Below are 15,744 nucleotides of genomic sequence, written 5' to 3' on the forward strand. Positions count from 1 at the left end.
AAGGCCTTTCCAATTCTTCTCCTGAGACGGCAACGCGTGATTTCCAGTATGCATGTTAGTCATCCTGCCCCAGAAAATCTGGGCTGGCCTGTTTGCATCCATTATGGGTGCTTTTCATCTGCCTGGGAACTGATCGAACAGATGACAGGCCGCCCACTTGTTCATGCTTTCCTCCTGTATATCTATTTTTATCGGCGGTCAGGCAGGATACGCTGCTCCAATGCATATAGCTCATCGTCCAGAGAGGCCAGCTTTTGCTCCATCACCTGACGGGCATCTGCCAACGCCTGGTTATACACATATGGGGAGAGTTCTTTCAGCATGTAGTCCATAAAGTTCTCCGCTGCGAGCTGACCAATCTCCTGTCCAAATTCCATTTGAAAATAGTGCTGTATCCCTTCACTGATGATCAGCTTTTGTTCTCTCGGGATCTGCATCGGTTTCATCATTTTTTCCTCCTCGGCTGGTTATCTCCACATGCTGCGTCTGCTTCTGCTTCGTTCTCTCCATGAATCCCCGTTCGATAAAGTTTGCCGACGGCGGCTGTATGCCGCACTCTCTGGCCCAGACGGACAATTGTCCGATATGGTGTACCTCATGGACAATGACATGCCGCAGAATTTCCCCTGCGTACAGAGGGCCGGTCCTCCAGGGAACCTGTACTTCACGGTAATCCATTTCCGGCTTCCACGCATCCATCCAAGGCTTCAGAACCATCCTGTACCGGTCTGACAGCAGCCGGATCGACGTCAGAGAGGCATAATCCGCATAGCCCGGTTCTTCGTCCTCCCAACCTGCAATGGCTGCGATCCAGCTGTATTCCACATCGACGACATGAAAAAGGGTTTCGAGAATCGATCCTACCCCGCCTGTCCGCGGCGCAGCAAGCGCTTCATACGGCAGCTGCCCGCACCAGGCCAGCCATTCATCACGCACTGACCAGTTATACTCCAGAAGATATCTCATCGCATGCTCCTGTCCTATTCCAATCCCCTGTTCCTATTCCAGGTAGGGATTGTATGTTTTTTCCATGACTAAAAGTGTATCACTCTTGATCAATAAACAACAATATCAATTTCAGTCTGCACAGCAAAAAGGCATTCGAAGAATCCCCCGATTCCTATCAGGACAAAAAAGCAGCCGGCCTAAGCCAGCTGCTTAATCATGCTGCGGTGCGGAATGCCTACTTCCATATAAGGAGCCCCTTTAAGGCTGTAGCCAAGCTTTTCATAGAATGGAACTGCCGTGGCCCGGGCATGGAGAATGATCATACCGTACCCCTGTTCCTTCGCCAGCTGCTCCGCGCTGCACACCATCATCCGCCCCACATTCCTCCCTCTCGCTGAGGCGGCAACCGCTACCTGCTTCATCTGCAGCGTACGGTCATCGATTCTCCGCAGCAGCAGTACGCCAACCAAGACGTTCTCAGCCACCGCACAGATATGACAGTCCTCCTGCTCCTGGTCTGTCGGATCATCCGCGATACTCATTCCAAGAGGGCGGCGGAGCACCTCATCTCTGAGCTCCAATCCCTCCAGGTATCTGACAGACCCCCACGCCATGGTTTCAATGATCAGCTGCATCTTGATACCATGCCAGGAACGCGGCAGCCACATCCTGGCCGGCCTTACCATTCGGGTGAGGATCATATTCAGAGCTCATGTAACGCGGCTGCAGGCGGTGCTCAGCTGGGACCGGAAGTGATAGTACGGCTGCCAGATCGAAGATCCGGTCCACGCCCGTGATCTGTCCGCTGCGGATGGCCGCATTGACTTCGCGCCACGCCGCTTCCTTCTCTCCTTCGAAGTTAAAGGGAGGAACCGTACATAATACAATACTGCCTTCCGCATGCTGACTTCGAATGGCTGTGACGATGCGCTGCAGGCTGTCGAGCAGCTGCCCAGCCGTCCGCTGACCAATGTCCAGATCGTTCACGCCCAAGGCGATCACGACTTCATCTCCCTGCATCGCCTTATACAGCCACGGACCTCCATCTGCTGCATCATACGCTCTGCCCCAGCCGGAACCTATATTCCAGTGCCCATAATCGGTTCCCAACCCTGCAGCAATCTCTGCAGCCCAGTACTGATACTGGTCCTTTGCGGTCCGGACTCCTTGGGTGATGGAATCGCCGAAGAAAACCATTTGCTTCTGTACTGTCGCCTGATAGCCAATGAAGGATGGCAGCACCAGCCGGTTCTCTGAACGCACAAATCCATCGGCTGACGACTGACCGGCACGGTTACCGGGCGCCTCGAAGCCTGTAGCCAGCATCTGCTCCACATTATAAGGGTAGGACTTCCCGGATGAGACCGTACTTAAAGTCCAGGAGAGACACAGATAATGCCCTTCCGGAATTTCAATGTGAACCGTATCACTCCACCATCGCTCTGCGGGCAGCACCTGACGGCCTGCTTCCCCTCCGAACGTAACGGGCACTGCAGAGCCTTCCACCACCTGACCGTCCGGTTCCATACCTCCGTCACTTAGATAGGCGGCCTCGATCCGCCAATCACCGCCCGGCTCTCCACCTAAGGCATCCGCCCCCTGGTCCCAGGTCGAGTCCACAGCATTGCTGTGCCACAATTTCAATTTCAGCTGACCGTACGCCCGCGGTTTAAGATAGATCCGGTATGTATAAGTTGCGGCCTCCCCGCGGTTCATGATAAAATTCGCCGCCGTTGACAGCAGCACCGCCGACGTGTATCCGCTGTTTCTTAAATCAAGCGCCTGTTGAGCACCTGTGCTTCCTGACTCTGTCACATTCATCCCCCGCAGTTCATGAATTGAATATAAAACCTTTTCGTAAATCTCTTATCCATCTTATCCCACCCGCTCCAGGTTGAAAAGAACACGCCCGGCAGGCGGTCGTCCATACACTCATCGATACACGGACATACAATGTCAGTACGGCAATCTGTCATGCCATTCTTGTAAAGGAGGAGCGCCATGCTGAAGCAGTATGTCGGCATTCTGCTCAACTCACGCATGTACCAGGGAGTCCCCCGCATGCGGACGAGACCGGAATATCTATTCCATTATGAGACCGCCGGGGCCGCATACGGACTCACGCCCTGCTATTTGCGGCTGGAAGACATTCATCCTGCATCCGGTAACTGCCTTGCCTACGTATGGGATCAGTATGAATACCGGCAGCAGCGTATTCCGATTCCTGACGTCATTCATAACCGGGCGCTGTACTCCGGAGAGTCCAGCCACCGCAAGCTGGATCGTCTGCTGGCAGGCGGTATTCAGGTATATAACGCAAGAAACCGCTACGCTAAAGACCAAATTCAGCTGCTGCTGGCCGAAGATCCGCTGATCTGGCAGCACCTGCCCCACAGCACGGTCGCCACACCGGATTCACTGGAGCATATGCTGAGCCGCTACGGTGATATTGTTATCAAGCCGGCTAACGGCAGTGTCGGCCGGGGGATCATGCGGCTCTCTCTGAGAAGCCGCGGCGGCTGGGAGCTGCAGTGCGAGAATCCGGCTCAGCCGGGCCGCTGGATGACCCTGCCCCTGCCCTCGCGCCAGCTCCCGCCCTTCGTCAAGCGCCGCATCAGCAGCCGGACCTATCTGGCGCAGGAAACCCTTCCCCTCGCTGCTATCGAGGGGCGTCCTTACGATCTGCGTGTCACGGTTCAGCGGGGCGGCCAAGGCAGTTGGGACGTAACCGGTATGTTCGCCAAGGTTGCACCAGGTCACACCTTTGTCTCGAACGTGGCGCAGGGAGCCACTGCCCTCCCGGCCGCAGAAGCACTGCAGCTCAGCTTCCCGCATATCTCCACGGACAGCCTGCTTCATCAGATTCGGGAGCTGTCCCTGCGCATTGCACAGCATCTGGCTTCACGGCTGCCGCATCTGGCCGACCTCGGTCTCGATATAGGCATTACCGGTACCGGCGAGCTGTACTTCATCGAATCCAACGGGAGAGATCAGCGTTATGGCTTCCGGCTGGCCGGCATGTCAGCTGCCTGGAAAGACAGCTACTGGCGGCCCATGGCCTACGCCCGCTGGCTGCTCGATCAGCCGGCCGCTCCGTATACTCCCCTGTTCTCGCCTGCTTCTCCCCCGGAGGGCAAGAACTTCTGGTAACTTGCCGCATATTGATTTACAGCACATTCTGTGTCAATATAGGGCAGACAGCCGGACCGCGTCCCGGCAGTATTGGCGCGGAACATTTTCTAGGGGGATATGGAATGGCAAAACAATGGTTGCGGCTGATGACAGAGCTCTCATCGCGTAAATGGGTCTGCCGGGTCATGGGATCCTTCGCCCACAGCGGTATCAGCCGGCACTTTATCCCGACCTTTATCAAAAGCTATCAAATCCCGGCACATGAAGCCGAACACGACTGGAAGGACTACCGTTCGCTGAATGCCTTCTTCACCAGACGGCTGAAGCCGGGGATGCGGCCGGTCGATGTTGCCCCTGATTCCCTGATCAGCCCGGTGGATGCGCGCATCACCTTCATGGATAAGATCTCCAGCGGCACCCTGTTCAACGTGAAAGGGCAGGATTATACCCTGCAGGATCTGCTGAATCATTCGCCGCATCTCGAAAAGTACAAGCATGGTTATGCCTTTGTTCTCTACCTGAGTCCCACGGACTATCACCGTATTCATGCACCGGTCACTGGGACACTAATCGAGAATGAGCATATCCGGGGCAAAGTCTATCCGGTCAACGAATTTGGCCTTACGCATATGAGGGGAGTGCTCAGCCGTAATGAGCGTCTGATTACCTACATGGCTCATGAAGGCGGGGAAGTAGCCGTCGTCAAGGTCGGTGCCATGAACGTCAGCAGCATCAAATATGCTGATGAACAGGCTTCCGCCTGGGAGCGGGGCAGCGAGCTGGCTTATTTTGAATTTGGTTCCACCGTCGTGCTCCTGACAGAGAACGGCACATTCGAGCCGGATCCTTCGATCCACCTTGGAGATCAGGTACGGATGGGACAACGGCTCGGCCGTTTTATCGACCGAAACGCCAATACGGCAGCTGATCCGCTGCTGTAAGAAGGGTCGTACAACTAAAAAAGCAGCACCGGCGCTCTGATTCCGGTGCTGCTTTTTGGCGTGCTGCGTGAGGCTGAAGGAAACGTTCATGAATCTTGTCCCTTCATGCTGCGCAGTGCTGTTATTCATTTCATTTAAAGCTCGTGTTCACCTTCGTGCAGCAGCCCGTTCCTGTTGTGCATACCCGTCATGTTCCTCTTGCTGTCGCTGCTGCACTTCTCATTCTATAGATGCTTCATCATTTACAGGTTTGGTGATACTGCATACGCTTCATTCAGAACCAGGCGCTCTGTATGTCTGCGGCCGGTCTGTTGCGGCGGTGGCGGTAACGGCACATCATGCCGCCTCCCGAGCACTCGCGGTTGCGGATACGACGTTTGAAGCCCAACATAGCAGACCCTCCTCTCTTTCACTTGTCCCGTACTCATACCTCTGTGTCTATACCTCAGTATGTATACCAACGTGACAAGCATAGAGAGATTTTACCCCCGTGTTCATCCCATGAAACAATTCAGCTTGCCACCGGAGGAGGTCGTTTCTATTTTAACCAATTCTAACGGATCTCCGACGGGCTCTTGCCCGTATGCTGTTTGAACTGGCGGCTGAAGAAGAAAATATCCCGGTAACCGAGAGCTTCTGCCACCTCCGTGACATTCATCCCTGCATGCTGCAGCATGTGCTGGGCACGTTCGATCCGCTTCTGGATAATGTAAGTCTGTACCGGCATGCCAATCAGCTCTTTGAACCGGACCGAGAAATAACGCGGTGAGAGTCCCGCCCGTCCGGCCAGATCCTGCACCCTGTGCGGCAGACCGGGATGCAGACGCACATAATTGGCAACCTCCAGCAGCGCTTCTGTCAGCTGATGGGTTACCTTACGCTCTACCGGAAATTCCCGGTCATTCCGCAGCAGACAGATCATCATCTGCTTCAGCAGCAGCTGCACCTCCTCCGCAGCTCCATAGGGCTGGTCAAGCCCCAGCCGTACGCAGCGTGACAGCATGTGCTCGAATTCGAATGCATCCTCCAGCACCCGGTACGGTTCCGGAATATCTTCCACTGGTTCTGTCACGTCAAAATGAATATATGTAATGACCAGCGGTTTCTGCGGGTTGTGCGTAGCATGTGTATGATCGCCCGGCCGGAAGAGAAAGCAGCTGCCCTTCTGTACAGCAAACGGCACATCATTAACCACCACAGTTCCCTCACCGCTCCATACATAGAACAGGTCATAATTCGGCATCGGCTTCTCCCGCTTCTGCCATTTCCATCCCGGCTCGCAGACAATCTTGGCAAAGGCCGGGAGCTGGACAAATGATGCCGGTGACGCATTAAGCATACCTTCGCCTCCTGAGTTGAATGTCTGTTGCATTTGCAGAATCTTTCAATTAAGCATGTGTCCCTCCAACCGTCTACTGTAGGCTCTTCCAAGCCGCAGCCAGCCGGCGGGCCCCCTCTTCAATCTGCTCCTCTTCCAGATGAGCGAATCCGAAGCAAGCCGCCGGGGGGATATCCGCGAGCGCGAATTCGCCCGCGTCCCGGAACGACACGCCGTGCCTTACTGCGGCCTGCCGGAAGGCCGCGTACTGGTCCGGCGGTCCGAGCCAGCGGGCATAGAGATGCAGCCCTGCGTCGCTCGGCTGCAGGTCGAACAAGCCGCCGACCTGCCTGTTCAGGGCCTGCTGCAGACAGATGCAGCGGGCACCGTAGAGGCGCGTGATCCGCCGCAGATGCCTGGCGTAATCGCCATGCGCCATGAAGCGCGCCAGTGCGCGCTGCTCCAGCAGCCCCGGCGGCAGCGGGTCATACAGCGCTTTGGCGGTGATGACCGGCTGCATAAGTGATCGCGGCAGCACGGCATACCCGAGCCGGAAGCCGGCGTACATCGTCTTCGAGAACGAGCCGATGGTGATGACCCGCTCTTCCGTATCCAGCGCCTTCAGCGGCTCCATCGGCCGGCCTCCCCAGCGCAGCTCGCTGTCATAATTGTCTTCGACAATGACAGCCTGCCGGCGGGACGCCCAGGCCAGGAGTTCACGCCGGCGGGCCAGGCTCAGTACAGTCCCGCTCGGAAACTGGCGGGCCGGCGTGACGAACAGCAGACTGGCATCCCAGTCCGCGGGAATAATACCTTTGTCATCCAGCCTCGCCGCGGAGATCTGTCCGCCGCTGGCTGTTACCGCCCGTACAATGCCCTGATAGCCGGGATCCTCGGTAATGACCTGGCGTCCCGGATGAACAAGCAGCTGGGCCAGCAGCGCAATGCTCTGCATCGAGCCGCTGAAGAGAACCAACTGCTCAGCATCCGCCCGGATCCCGCGGCTCTGCTGGAGATGACGGGCCAGCACCTCCCGGAGCTCCCTGTCGCCAGCCGGATCCCGTTCATTCTCTGTCCCCAGCTCTCGGGCCGCTGCCCGCAGAGCGCGATTCCACGCAGCCATCGGAAAGTGATCTTCCGGCATCCGTTCGATGCCGAAGGAGATTAGCTCCTGATGGTTCATGCCCTGTTCTCTGTCCAAGTACGGGAACGGGCTGCGGCTGGCGCGTGACATCTGCAGCAGCCGCTCCCCCCAGGGAGACAGCAGGATCGCTGCTCCCTCAGCGCGAGCTTCTAAAGAAGAAGGCGTGATCTCAGCCGATATGAATGTGCCGCGGCCTACATCCGAGCGGATATATCCATCTGCCCGCAGCATCTCGTAAGCCTCGGCTACCGAGCCCCGGGACAGTCCGTACTGGCCGGCCAGCCAGCGGGATGAAGGCAGGCGGGTACCACCAGTCAGCATCCCGCCATGAATAGCATCGCGGATGGCATGATACAGAGCCAGATATTTGTATCGGTGTTTCTCGGTATAAGTCTCCAGCGGAAACATCAGCTGCATGCCTGTTCCCCCTCCCTCCACTGCCTGATTCGAGCATTTTAGATCATTGGATTCGCTCATGATGAGTACAGCACGAAGATTTATGCAATACGTAGAAAATGGACCAATAAAAATAATCTAAATTGGATCTTATTTCATGTCAATATAACTCTTACAATGACCCTACCCGGCAGGAGCAAAGAGAACAAGGGAGTGGTCTTAATTGAGAAGACAGGAATTCAGTATGGAAGAGGAACAAGAACTAACGGCTTTTTTGCAGGAACAAACCTTTGGTTTTCTGGGAACCGTCACCCCTGACGGCGAACCCCGCGTAACCCCGCTTAACTTTGTCTACGACCAGGGGATTTTCTACTTTCACGGCAGCCTGGCTGGTGAGAAAATGAAAAACATCCGCAGCCATGACCGTGTCAGCTTCACCGTAGCCGAGGAGTTCTCGCTGATTCCTTCGTATTACAGCGATCCAGAGATGGCTTGTCCGGCTACCTCCTACTTCAAGAGCGTAGCGGCCGTTGGCACAGCCCGTCCGGTTCAGGATGCTGCCGAGAAAGCCCACGCGCTGGGTCTGTTTATGGCCAAACTGCAGCCTGAGGGCGGCTATGCCCCGATCGATGCTTCGGACAGCCGATATGCCCCTAGGCTCAAAAGCGTATCTGTCGTCGCCATTGTGCCAGAACGGATCAGCGCCAAGTTCAAATTTGGCCAGAATCTGAAGACGGAAGCCAGAGAGCAGATCGCTAGTCAGCTGGAGGAGCGGGCACGGGGTAAGGATATGGAAACCGCCAGGCTTATGCGCCAATTCTGCCCTTTTCATGCTAAGGAATAACTTTTACACACGAACAATATATCATTTTTCCTCTTATAATTTTCGTATATAACAGGTTAGCTGCTGCAAATAGTTCGATTCGAGGAATAATACATCCGTTATGCGTGACGGCATAGGGGTGAAGTGCTATAATGTTATCCAGCAGAAATCGGAAAGATGAAGCCTGATCCAGCATGACCGGGCACGCCTTCCGGACTGCACTTGAAAATGTCTAACATGACTTGGAAGGATGGAAACCATGAACCCACTGGCTGGACAGTTGAATCAAAGCATTCAGGCTGGAAATCAACATGTGTTCGACATGCTGTCACCCCTCGGAAGAGAGATCTATTTTCCAAAAGAAGGGATCCTGAGCCAATCTGCTGAAGCCGGCACCCTGGCCAAGAAGTACAATGCCACCATCGGTATCGCAACCGAGAACGGCGGGCCTATGCACCTGAACGTCATTCAGGAAAAGCTGTCAGCATACCGGCCGCAGGATCTTTATCCATATGCACCGCCTGCCGGCAAACCGGAGCTCCGCGCCGTATGGCGCAGCAAGATGCTGAATGAGAACCCGACACTGGCTGACCGTTCCTTCGGCAACCCTATTGTAACGAACGCTCTTACCCATGGTCTCAGCATTGTGGCCGATCTGTTCGTGAATGAAGGGGACGCTGTCATCTATCCGGACAAGAACTGGGAGAACTATGAGCTGACCTTCGGCATTCGCCGTCATGGCCGTCTCGTGAATTATCCGCTGTTCACCGCCGATATGAAATTTAACAGCGACGGACTGCGCGAGGCGCTCCTGAACCAGAAGGACAGCGGCAAGGCGATTGTCCTGTTGAACTTCCCGAACAACCCGACCGGATATACACCGGGCGCCGAGGAAGGTGAAGCCATCGTCTCCGCGATCCGCGATGCAGCCGAAGCCGGCATTAACGTCGTGGTCGTGACAGATGATGCTTATTTCGGACTCTTTTTTGAAAATTCATTAACGGAATCCCTCTTCGGCCGTCTGGCCGGCCTGCATCCGCGTGTGCTGGCGATCAAAGTGGACGGGGCAACCAAAGAGGAATATGTCTGGGGCTTCCGCGTCGGCTTCATCACCTATGCTTCGGACAGCCAGGAGGTTCTGACCGCTCTGGAGCAGAAGACACTGGGCATCATCCGCGCGACAATCTCCAGCGGTCCGCATCCTTCGCAGACCTTCGTGCTGGATGCTCTGAAGTCCGAAGATTTCAGACCACAGCAGGAAGAGAAATTTGAGGTCATGAAAGGCCGGGCGAACAAGGTCAAGGCCCTGCTCGACAGCGGCCAATATGAAGGCGCATGGGAGTACTATCCGTTTAACTCCGGTTACTTTATGTGCCTGAAGCTGAAGGATGCTAATGCTGAGCAGCTTCGTACCCACCTGCTGAACCAGTATGGTGTTGGCACCATTGCCCTCGGCGAAACCGACCTGCGGATCGCATTCTCCTGTATTGCAGAAGACAATCTGGAGGATCTGTTTAACCTGATTTATCAGGGTGTACAGGATCTGCGCAGCAGCTAAGCCATCACGAATGGAATTATTAAGTGCTCTTTGCCTTTATGGGTAAAGAGCATTTTTAATCTAACGTCCTCTCCACTTCAGCCCAAGCACGAAAGCCCCTGGTCTCATAATATACGGTGTACGACCAACACCAAGTTCGAAAGGGGAATGAACATGGGAGCAGAAGAAGTAAGAGGCGGATATGGATACGCAGGCTACACAAGTGCAGGTGTCATCCTGGTTCTCTTCATCCTGTTGGTTATCATCACTAAAACTTTCTTCATCTAAGGATCAGCAGCAGGATATGAAAGAGGTCCCGTGCCGTATCGGCCGGGACTTTTTTTGTCTGTTCGGCGGCAGCTTGTCTCGTCTTCACAATCCGCTCCATGCCATTTTCACGTCTTATAATGGAGGTATTTCATAAGCCCCCTGAACGCCGCTCGACTGCGGCACCTGCTGCATACGGCTCCGGTATTCACTCGGCTTCAGCTGCTCCAGCTTCTCGAATTGGGTGACGAAATAGTCTGCATTGCAGAAACCGACCCGTTCAGCAACTTCATAAATGCGCAGATCACTTTGCCGCAGCAGCCGCTTGGCTTCCGTCATCCGCAGCTGCAGCAGGTAGTCGTTAAAGTAAGTCCCGTATGTTTTCTTAAACAGCTGTCCCAGATATACCGGGTTCATATAAAAACGCGCCGCCATGCTTTTTAGGCTGATATTCTCGCTATAGTGTTCTTCAATATATTCACGGATCTGGTGGATTCCGCCCCGCTGCCGCTCCCTTCGCAGCTTCACAATTTCATGACTGCTCTCTACGGCAAAGCCGATAAACAGCCGCTTTAACTCACCCAGCGACAGGTTCAGATCATGCCAGCCGAGCAGCCGTTCTGCCGCCGCCAGCGGCTGCTCGCCGCCGCCCATGCTGCGGATGACCTCCTGGACACCAAGCACGCAGCGGTGGATGTTCATTTTGACGGCTTCAGGGGCATATCCCTGCTCCTGGAATGTGGTAAAAAGAATATGAATCGCTAACTCCATTTCAGCTCTGTTCGTCTCTTCGATTCGTTCAATGATGGAATCAATGTGCGCCTGACTTGTCATGACGTACTGCGGTTCCTTACCTGGCTTCTCATGTCCCGGGACAACACCAGTGGACTCATACATATATTTATAGGCCAGCATCTCAACTGCACGCTCATAAGATAGCCGGAGATCGGACAGCCTCCTCACCGGTTGGCCCATATAGACGAATATTCTCCTCCCCGGGAGCAGTGCTTCCAGTCGGGACACCATCCTTTCCCCCAGCACGCTCAGGCTTTTCCCTGCAGCTGTTAACAGTTGATCTGAGATCAAAATCCCCAGCCTGCTGCGATGCTCATGCACATAGAGCGGGAAGTGGGCATCAGTCAAACTACGCAGCACCTGTTCCGCATATTCCCTGAATTGCTGCAGCGTACAATGACCCCTTGCGTGCCAAGGATGCTGGTCATTCAGTTCCAATAACACATAATATAATGGCTCGTCGGCCCGAAGCATCAGCTTCTCTTCCCACTGCCGGATAAACCCGGCATCGGCCCGGCCCATAATAATCTCTTCCTTGAGCGTACCGCTAGATAGCCGTACCTGGCGGTTCTGTCGCTCCTTTGCCTCCGTCAGCCGGTGATTTAACCGGTTGAGGGCTGCCGACAGCTCTTCGTCATCCACCGGCTTGAGAATAAAATCATGGACTCCATAACGAATAGCCTGCTTTGCGTAATTAAAATCATTATATCCGCTGATAATGACAAATTCGGGACTGTGTATGTTGTCCACTGCTGCCTTGCCGATCAGCTCCAATCCATCCAGGACCGGCATGCGGATATCCGTAATCACGAGGTCCGGCTGAAGAGCATGAATCAGCTCCAAGGCATCTTCTCCATCATCCGCTTCACCAATAACCTCAAAGCCGCAGCTCTCCCAGTCCATCAGCTTGAGCAGCCCTTTGCGTGTATATACCTCATCGTCCACCAGAATTGCACGGTGCAGCTGCATGACGTCTTCCTCCTCATCCCAATGTGATCCAAGTCCAGACGCTTTATTTAAGAAAACCCGCTCAATCGGCTCATGTTGAACGAAAAGTAACCGTTTTCATTTCATGGTTTTATTGTCACTTTCAATAGGCGAAATGTCAATCCTCCAAATGGTATATACTGGGTTATTAAGGTGCCGAATGTAAAAGCAGGCTCTTTTTGTCCTCTCCGGTTCCCCTTGCCTCCACCATGTGATAGCATTATCTACAAGAATGATTTGAAAGCGCTATCTAAAATACCGGCAAACCTAACTGCCAAGGAGGAATCATTTATGAACCAACTGCCTCAACATGCATCCCTGCAGGGAAAAGTGGCTGCCATTACCGGCGGATCCGGTGTCTTGTGCTCCGCCATGGCCCGCGAGCTGGCAAGCCAGGGTACCAAGGTCGCCATTCTGAACCGCACCCGGTCCAAGGGCGAGCAGCTTGCTGCCGACATCAACACGGCTGGCGGCACAGCCATCGCCGTCTCCTGTGATGTGACGGACCCGGCCAGTGTAACCGAAGCTGAGCAGCACATTTTCGACCAGCTCGGTCCGTGCCGGATCCTGATCAATGGGGCCGGCGGCAACCGGGCCAGCGCCAATACGACGCAGGAGACGTTTCGTACGGAAGATCTGGAAGCTCACGATCATAAGACCTTCTTCGATCTGTCAGTGGATGGATTCCGTGAGGTGCTGGACTTGAATCTGACGGGTACACTCATCCCAACGCAGCTATTCAGCCGCCGAATGATCCAGCATGGCGGAGGCAGTATTATCAATCTGTCCTCGATGAGCGCACCTTCACCAATGACGAAGGTCCCGGCCTACAGTGCAGCGAAGGCGGGCATTAACAACCTGACACAGTGGCTGGCTGTCCACCTGGCCGAATCGGGCATTCGGGTAAATGCTTTGGCTCCAGGTTTCTTCCTAACGGAACAGAACCGCGAGCTGCTCACCCATCAGGACGGCAGCCTGACCGACCGTTCCCGCAAGATCATCAGCCATACCCCGATGCGCCGCTTCGGCAAACCGGAGGATCTGCTCGGCACCATGCTGTGGCTGGCAGACGACGAGGCTTCCGGCTTCGTGACCGGTGCTTTTATCCCGGTGGATGGCGGCTTTATGGCTTATTCCGGAGTTTAGCACTTTCACCGCTCTCCCGGCAGCTAGACAGCAGTCCCGCAGGGATTGCTGTATAATCAAGAAAAGATAAACCCGCAGCTGCCGGCACAAGCCAATGTTAGAGCGTAAGCCGCTCCCTTTAGCTGCTGAACAACAGGTTAGCCGGGGATCTGGACTTGAATGTGCAGATTCCATTCGGCTGCGAAAAGGAGTGTCCTGCCATTGCTGTTACATAAAGGAGAGACCCTCTTCCGTCAAGGGGAGAGCGGGCCGCTGTACCATCTGAAGAGCGGGATGCTCAAAATCATAAGAGTTCACGCGGACGGCGGCTCGATCCTCGTGAATCTGATTCTTCCCGGCGAAACGATCCCCCACCATTCACTGATGAGCCCTAAGCCGTATTATGGTACGGCCGTTGCTCTCGTCACCAGTGAAATTGACATCCTGCCTGCCGCAGCCTGGTACGAACGGCTGGAGCAGGAGCCAGAGCTGAGCAGGACCATTGCGCTGCAGCTGCAGGATAAGCTGCGAATGATGCAGCAGCGCATCGATCAGCTGACGGAGATTACACCGGCCGAGAAGCTGCGGAAATTTCAAGTCTGGTTCGAGACGTATGTTTCCCCCGCCTCCATGACCGAAGTGCTGACCCAGGATGAGATCGGCCAGTTCATCGGACTGCGGCGGGAGACGGTAAATCGTCTGCTGCGTGCACAGCGGAATCCCGGTACAACCTCATAACGCACCAACAAGCCAGCTCCCGAAAGAGCTGGCTTGTTGGTATTCGTTAGTTTAATGCCGCGGCGGGACCGAAAAATTCAAAATGAATATCCTTCTCCGGCACTCCCCATTCATGAAGTGCCTGATTAATTGTCCGCATGAACGGTACCGGACCACAGAAGTAGAAAACGGCATCGCGGTTTGGCACTACACTGCGCAGCCACTCCAGATCCATGTAACCCTCTTTATGATAGCTGGCGGCAGCACGATCCTCTTCGGTAGGGGAGGTGTACACCCATTGAGCCAGAGAATGTTCCTTGCCGGACACCAGCTGCTCTACCGCTTCACGCATGGCGTGATACTGGCTGTTCTGCGCGGCATGGAGGAACACCGCCGGACGCTCTGGTGACCGCTTCGCCAGCGTATTGAACATACTCACCATTGGAGTAAGGCCTACACCGCCGCTGATAAACACAACCGGACGAGTATCCTGCTCATCCAGCACAAACTCGCCTGCCGGAGCAGACAGCTCCAGTACATCCCCCTCCTGAACTTGTTCATGCAGATAGGTTGAGACTTTACCTGCAGGACGTTCGCCTCTGGCATCTTCCCTCTTGACCGAAATCCGGTAATAAGGCCGATCCGGTGAATCTGACAGACTGTACTGACGAAGATGGGTATAGGCTTCGCCCGGAATGAAGATCTTCACACTGATATACTGCCCGGGCTGAAACGAAGCGAGCACTCCGCCGTCTGCGGGTACGAGATAAAAAGAGGTAATCATTTCGCTCTCTCTTACCTTGCGCTCAACCCGAAAGGAACGGAACCCTTCCCAACCGCCCTTTTGTGTACGGGCTTCTTCATACATCCCGGCCTCGACCCCAATGAAGGCGTCCGCAATGACACCATAGGCATCGGTCCACGCCTGAAGGATTTCATCGGTCGCCGCATCTCCCAGCACCTCAGCGATCGCCGCGAGCAGATGCTCCCCTACGATCGGATAGTGCTCAGGCTTAATGCCAAGGCTGCGGTGCTTGTGGGCAATCTGTTTGACGACAGGAAGTATATTCTCAAGCTGGTCGATATGCTTGGCAGCTGCATAGACCGCGTTGGCAAGGGCCGCCTGCTGACGCCCCTGCTTCTGGTTTGCGTGATTAAATATATTCAGCAGCTCGGGATGAGCCGCAAACATGCGTTGATAGAATGTGGTAGTAATCGCCGTACCGTGGACTTCCAATACCGGAACTGTTGATTTGATGACATCAATCGTATGCTGGTTTAACATGTTGAACATCGTCCCTTCTCTCTTGGATCTGCTTCCAAGTATAGAGAACAGGACATCCCTGTCTTGTGATTTCGATCACTCTAAAAAGGAAGGAATCGTGACAAACCTCACGATTGCCCATTCAAACTAAATCAGCTGGTTCGCGAATAGAAAGATAAATAATACGGCAGTCACAACGAGTGTGAAGCATGCTTGTCCAGATACGTGCTTTTCGAGCCGCCTGCTTATTTATAATCTCTATTAAAAAATACATAAACACATAACTGAAAACAATGATGATTAAAGAAACCACTGGCAGCAGTCCTTTCACTTCACATCTCCTCCTAAAA

The 15,744-nt window shown here is 54.5% G+C and carries 16 protein-coding genes; 7 read left to right on the forward strand and 9 right to left on the reverse strand.

Annotated features, from left to right (window positions below):
• Positions 1 to 188: 188 nt before the first annotated feature.
• The 4 genes from Q5741_RS11370 to Q5741_RS11385 all read right to left on the reverse strand — a co-directional run bounded on the left by Q5741_RS11370 (position 189) and on the right by Q5741_RS11385 (position 2,763).
• Positions 189 to 446, reverse strand: coding sequence for a DUF2164 domain-containing protein (locus tag Q5741_RS11370; protein WP_305024208.1), 258 nt, complete (start codon positions 444 to 446; stop codon positions 189 to 191).
• A complete protein-coding gene (locus Q5741_RS11375) occupies positions 400 to 966 on the reverse strand; it encodes a DinB family protein (protein ID WP_345784157.1) in 567 nt (188 codons plus the stop codon). Before Q5741_RS11375 ends, Q5741_RS11370 begins: the two co-directional genes overlap by 47 nt.
• A 179-nt stretch (positions 967 to 1,145) precedes the next feature.
• The gene (locus Q5741_RS11380; RefSeq protein WP_305024209.1) at positions 1,146 to 1,583 is read right to left on the reverse strand and encodes a GNAT family N-acetyltransferase; all 438 of its coding nucleotides are present in this window, start codon (positions 1,581 to 1,583) and stop codon (positions 1,146 to 1,148) included.
• Positions 1,567 to 2,763 carry an SGNH/GDSL hydrolase family protein gene (locus Q5741_RS11385; protein ID WP_305024210.1) on the reverse strand — a complete coding sequence of 399 codons (1,197 nt, stop codon included), beginning with the start codon at positions 2,761 to 2,763 and terminating at the stop codon, positions 1,567 to 1,569. The genes Q5741_RS11380 and Q5741_RS11385 overlap by 17 nt, the downstream gene beginning before the upstream one ends.
• A 186-nt stretch (positions 2,764 to 2,949) precedes the next feature.
• Between Q5741_RS11385 and Q5741_RS11390 the strand changes: the two genes are divergently transcribed.
• Together Q5741_RS11390 and asd are read left to right on the forward strand one after the other, a co-directional pair.
• Positions 2,950 to 4,098: a YheC/YheD family endospore coat-associated protein gene (locus Q5741_RS11390; protein ID WP_305024211.1), complete on the forward strand. Its 1,149-nt coding sequence runs from the start codon at positions 2,950 to 2,952 to the stop codon at positions 4,096 to 4,098.
• Between the two features lie 104 nt (positions 4,099 to 4,202).
• Positions 4,203 to 5,021: an archaetidylserine decarboxylase gene (asd, locus tag Q5741_RS11395; protein ID WP_305024212.1), complete on the forward strand. Its 819-nt coding sequence runs from the start codon at positions 4,203 to 4,205 to the stop codon at positions 5,019 to 5,021.
• Positions 5,022 to 5,574: 553 nt separating this feature from the next.
• Here asd and Q5741_RS11400 read toward each other — a convergent pair.
• The gene (locus Q5741_RS11400) at positions 5,575 to 6,360 is read right to left on the reverse strand and encodes an AraC family transcriptional regulator (RefSeq protein ID WP_305024213.1); all 786 of its coding nucleotides are present in this window, start codon (positions 6,358 to 6,360) and stop codon (positions 5,575 to 5,577) included.
• Between the two features lie 73 nt (positions 6,361 to 6,433).
• Positions 6,434 to 7,900, reverse strand: a complete 1,467-nt coding sequence (gene pdxR / locus Q5741_RS11405; RefSeq protein WP_305024214.1) for a MocR-like pyridoxine biosynthesis transcription factor PdxR — start codon at positions 7,898 to 7,900, stop codon at positions 6,434 to 6,436.
• A 202-nt stretch (positions 7,901 to 8,102) separates the two neighbouring features.
• On the opposite strand from pdxR, the gene Q5741_RS11410 reads away from it, so the two are divergent.
• From Q5741_RS11410 to Q5741_RS11420, 3 genes are all read left to right on the forward strand, one after another.
• Entirely contained in the window at positions 8,103 to 8,723 is a 621-nt protein-coding gene (locus tag Q5741_RS11410) for a pyridoxamine 5'-phosphate oxidase family protein (RefSeq protein ID WP_305024215.1), read from the forward strand.
• Between the two features lie 238 nt (positions 8,724 to 8,961).
• The gene (locus Q5741_RS11415) at positions 8,962 to 10,260 is read left to right on the forward strand and encodes an aminotransferase class I/II-fold pyridoxal phosphate-dependent enzyme (RefSeq protein WP_305024216.1); all 1,299 of its coding nucleotides are present in this window, start codon (positions 8,962 to 8,964) and stop codon (positions 10,258 to 10,260) included.
• Between the two features lie 153 nt (positions 10,261 to 10,413).
• Complete coding sequence (locus Q5741_RS11420; RefSeq protein ID WP_305024217.1) at positions 10,414 to 10,527, forward strand: YjcZ family sporulation protein; 114 nt, start codon at positions 10,414 to 10,416, stop codon at positions 10,525 to 10,527.
• 114 nt (positions 10,528 to 10,641) lie between these two features.
• Here the strand turns inward: Q5741_RS11420 and Q5741_RS11425 are convergent, their stop codons facing one another.
• Entirely contained in the window at positions 10,642 to 12,270 is a 1,629-nt protein-coding gene (locus tag Q5741_RS11425) for a response regulator (RefSeq protein WP_305024218.1), read from the reverse strand.
• A 309-nt stretch (positions 12,271 to 12,579) separates the two neighbouring features.
• Here Q5741_RS11425 and Q5741_RS11430 point away from each other — a divergent pair, with 309 nt between their 5' ends.
• Together Q5741_RS11430 and Q5741_RS11435 are read left to right on the forward strand one after the other, a co-directional pair.
• A complete protein-coding gene (locus Q5741_RS11430) occupies positions 12,580 to 13,434 on the forward strand; it encodes an SDR family oxidoreductase (RefSeq protein ID WP_305024219.1) in 855 nt (284 codons plus the stop codon).
• A 201-nt stretch (positions 13,435 to 13,635) separates the two neighbouring features.
• A complete protein-coding gene (locus Q5741_RS11435) occupies positions 13,636 to 14,151 on the forward strand; it encodes a Crp/Fnr family transcriptional regulator (protein WP_305024220.1) in 516 nt (171 codons plus the stop codon).
• Positions 14,152 to 14,197: 46 nt separating this feature from the next.
• Here the strand turns inward: Q5741_RS11435 and hmpA are convergent, their stop codons facing one another.
• Together hmpA and Q5741_RS11445 are read right to left on the reverse strand one after the other, a co-directional pair.
• Positions 14,198 to 15,415 carry an NO-inducible flavohemoprotein gene (hmpA, locus tag Q5741_RS11440; protein WP_305024221.1) on the reverse strand — a complete coding sequence of 406 codons (1,218 nt, stop codon included), beginning with the start codon at positions 15,413 to 15,415 and terminating at the stop codon, positions 14,198 to 14,200.
• A 121-nt stretch (positions 15,416 to 15,536) separates the two neighbouring features.
• Positions 15,537 to 15,725, reverse strand: coding sequence for a hypothetical protein (locus Q5741_RS11445; protein ID WP_305024222.1), 189 nt, complete (start codon positions 15,723 to 15,725; stop codon positions 15,537 to 15,539).
• Positions 15,726 to 15,744 lie beyond the last annotated feature (19 nt).

It is taken from the genome of Paenibacillus lacisoli (assembly GCF_030580655.1).
GTDB classification, from domain to species: domain Bacteria; phylum Bacillota; class Bacilli; order Paenibacillales; family Paenibacillaceae; genus Paenibacillus; species Paenibacillus lacisoli.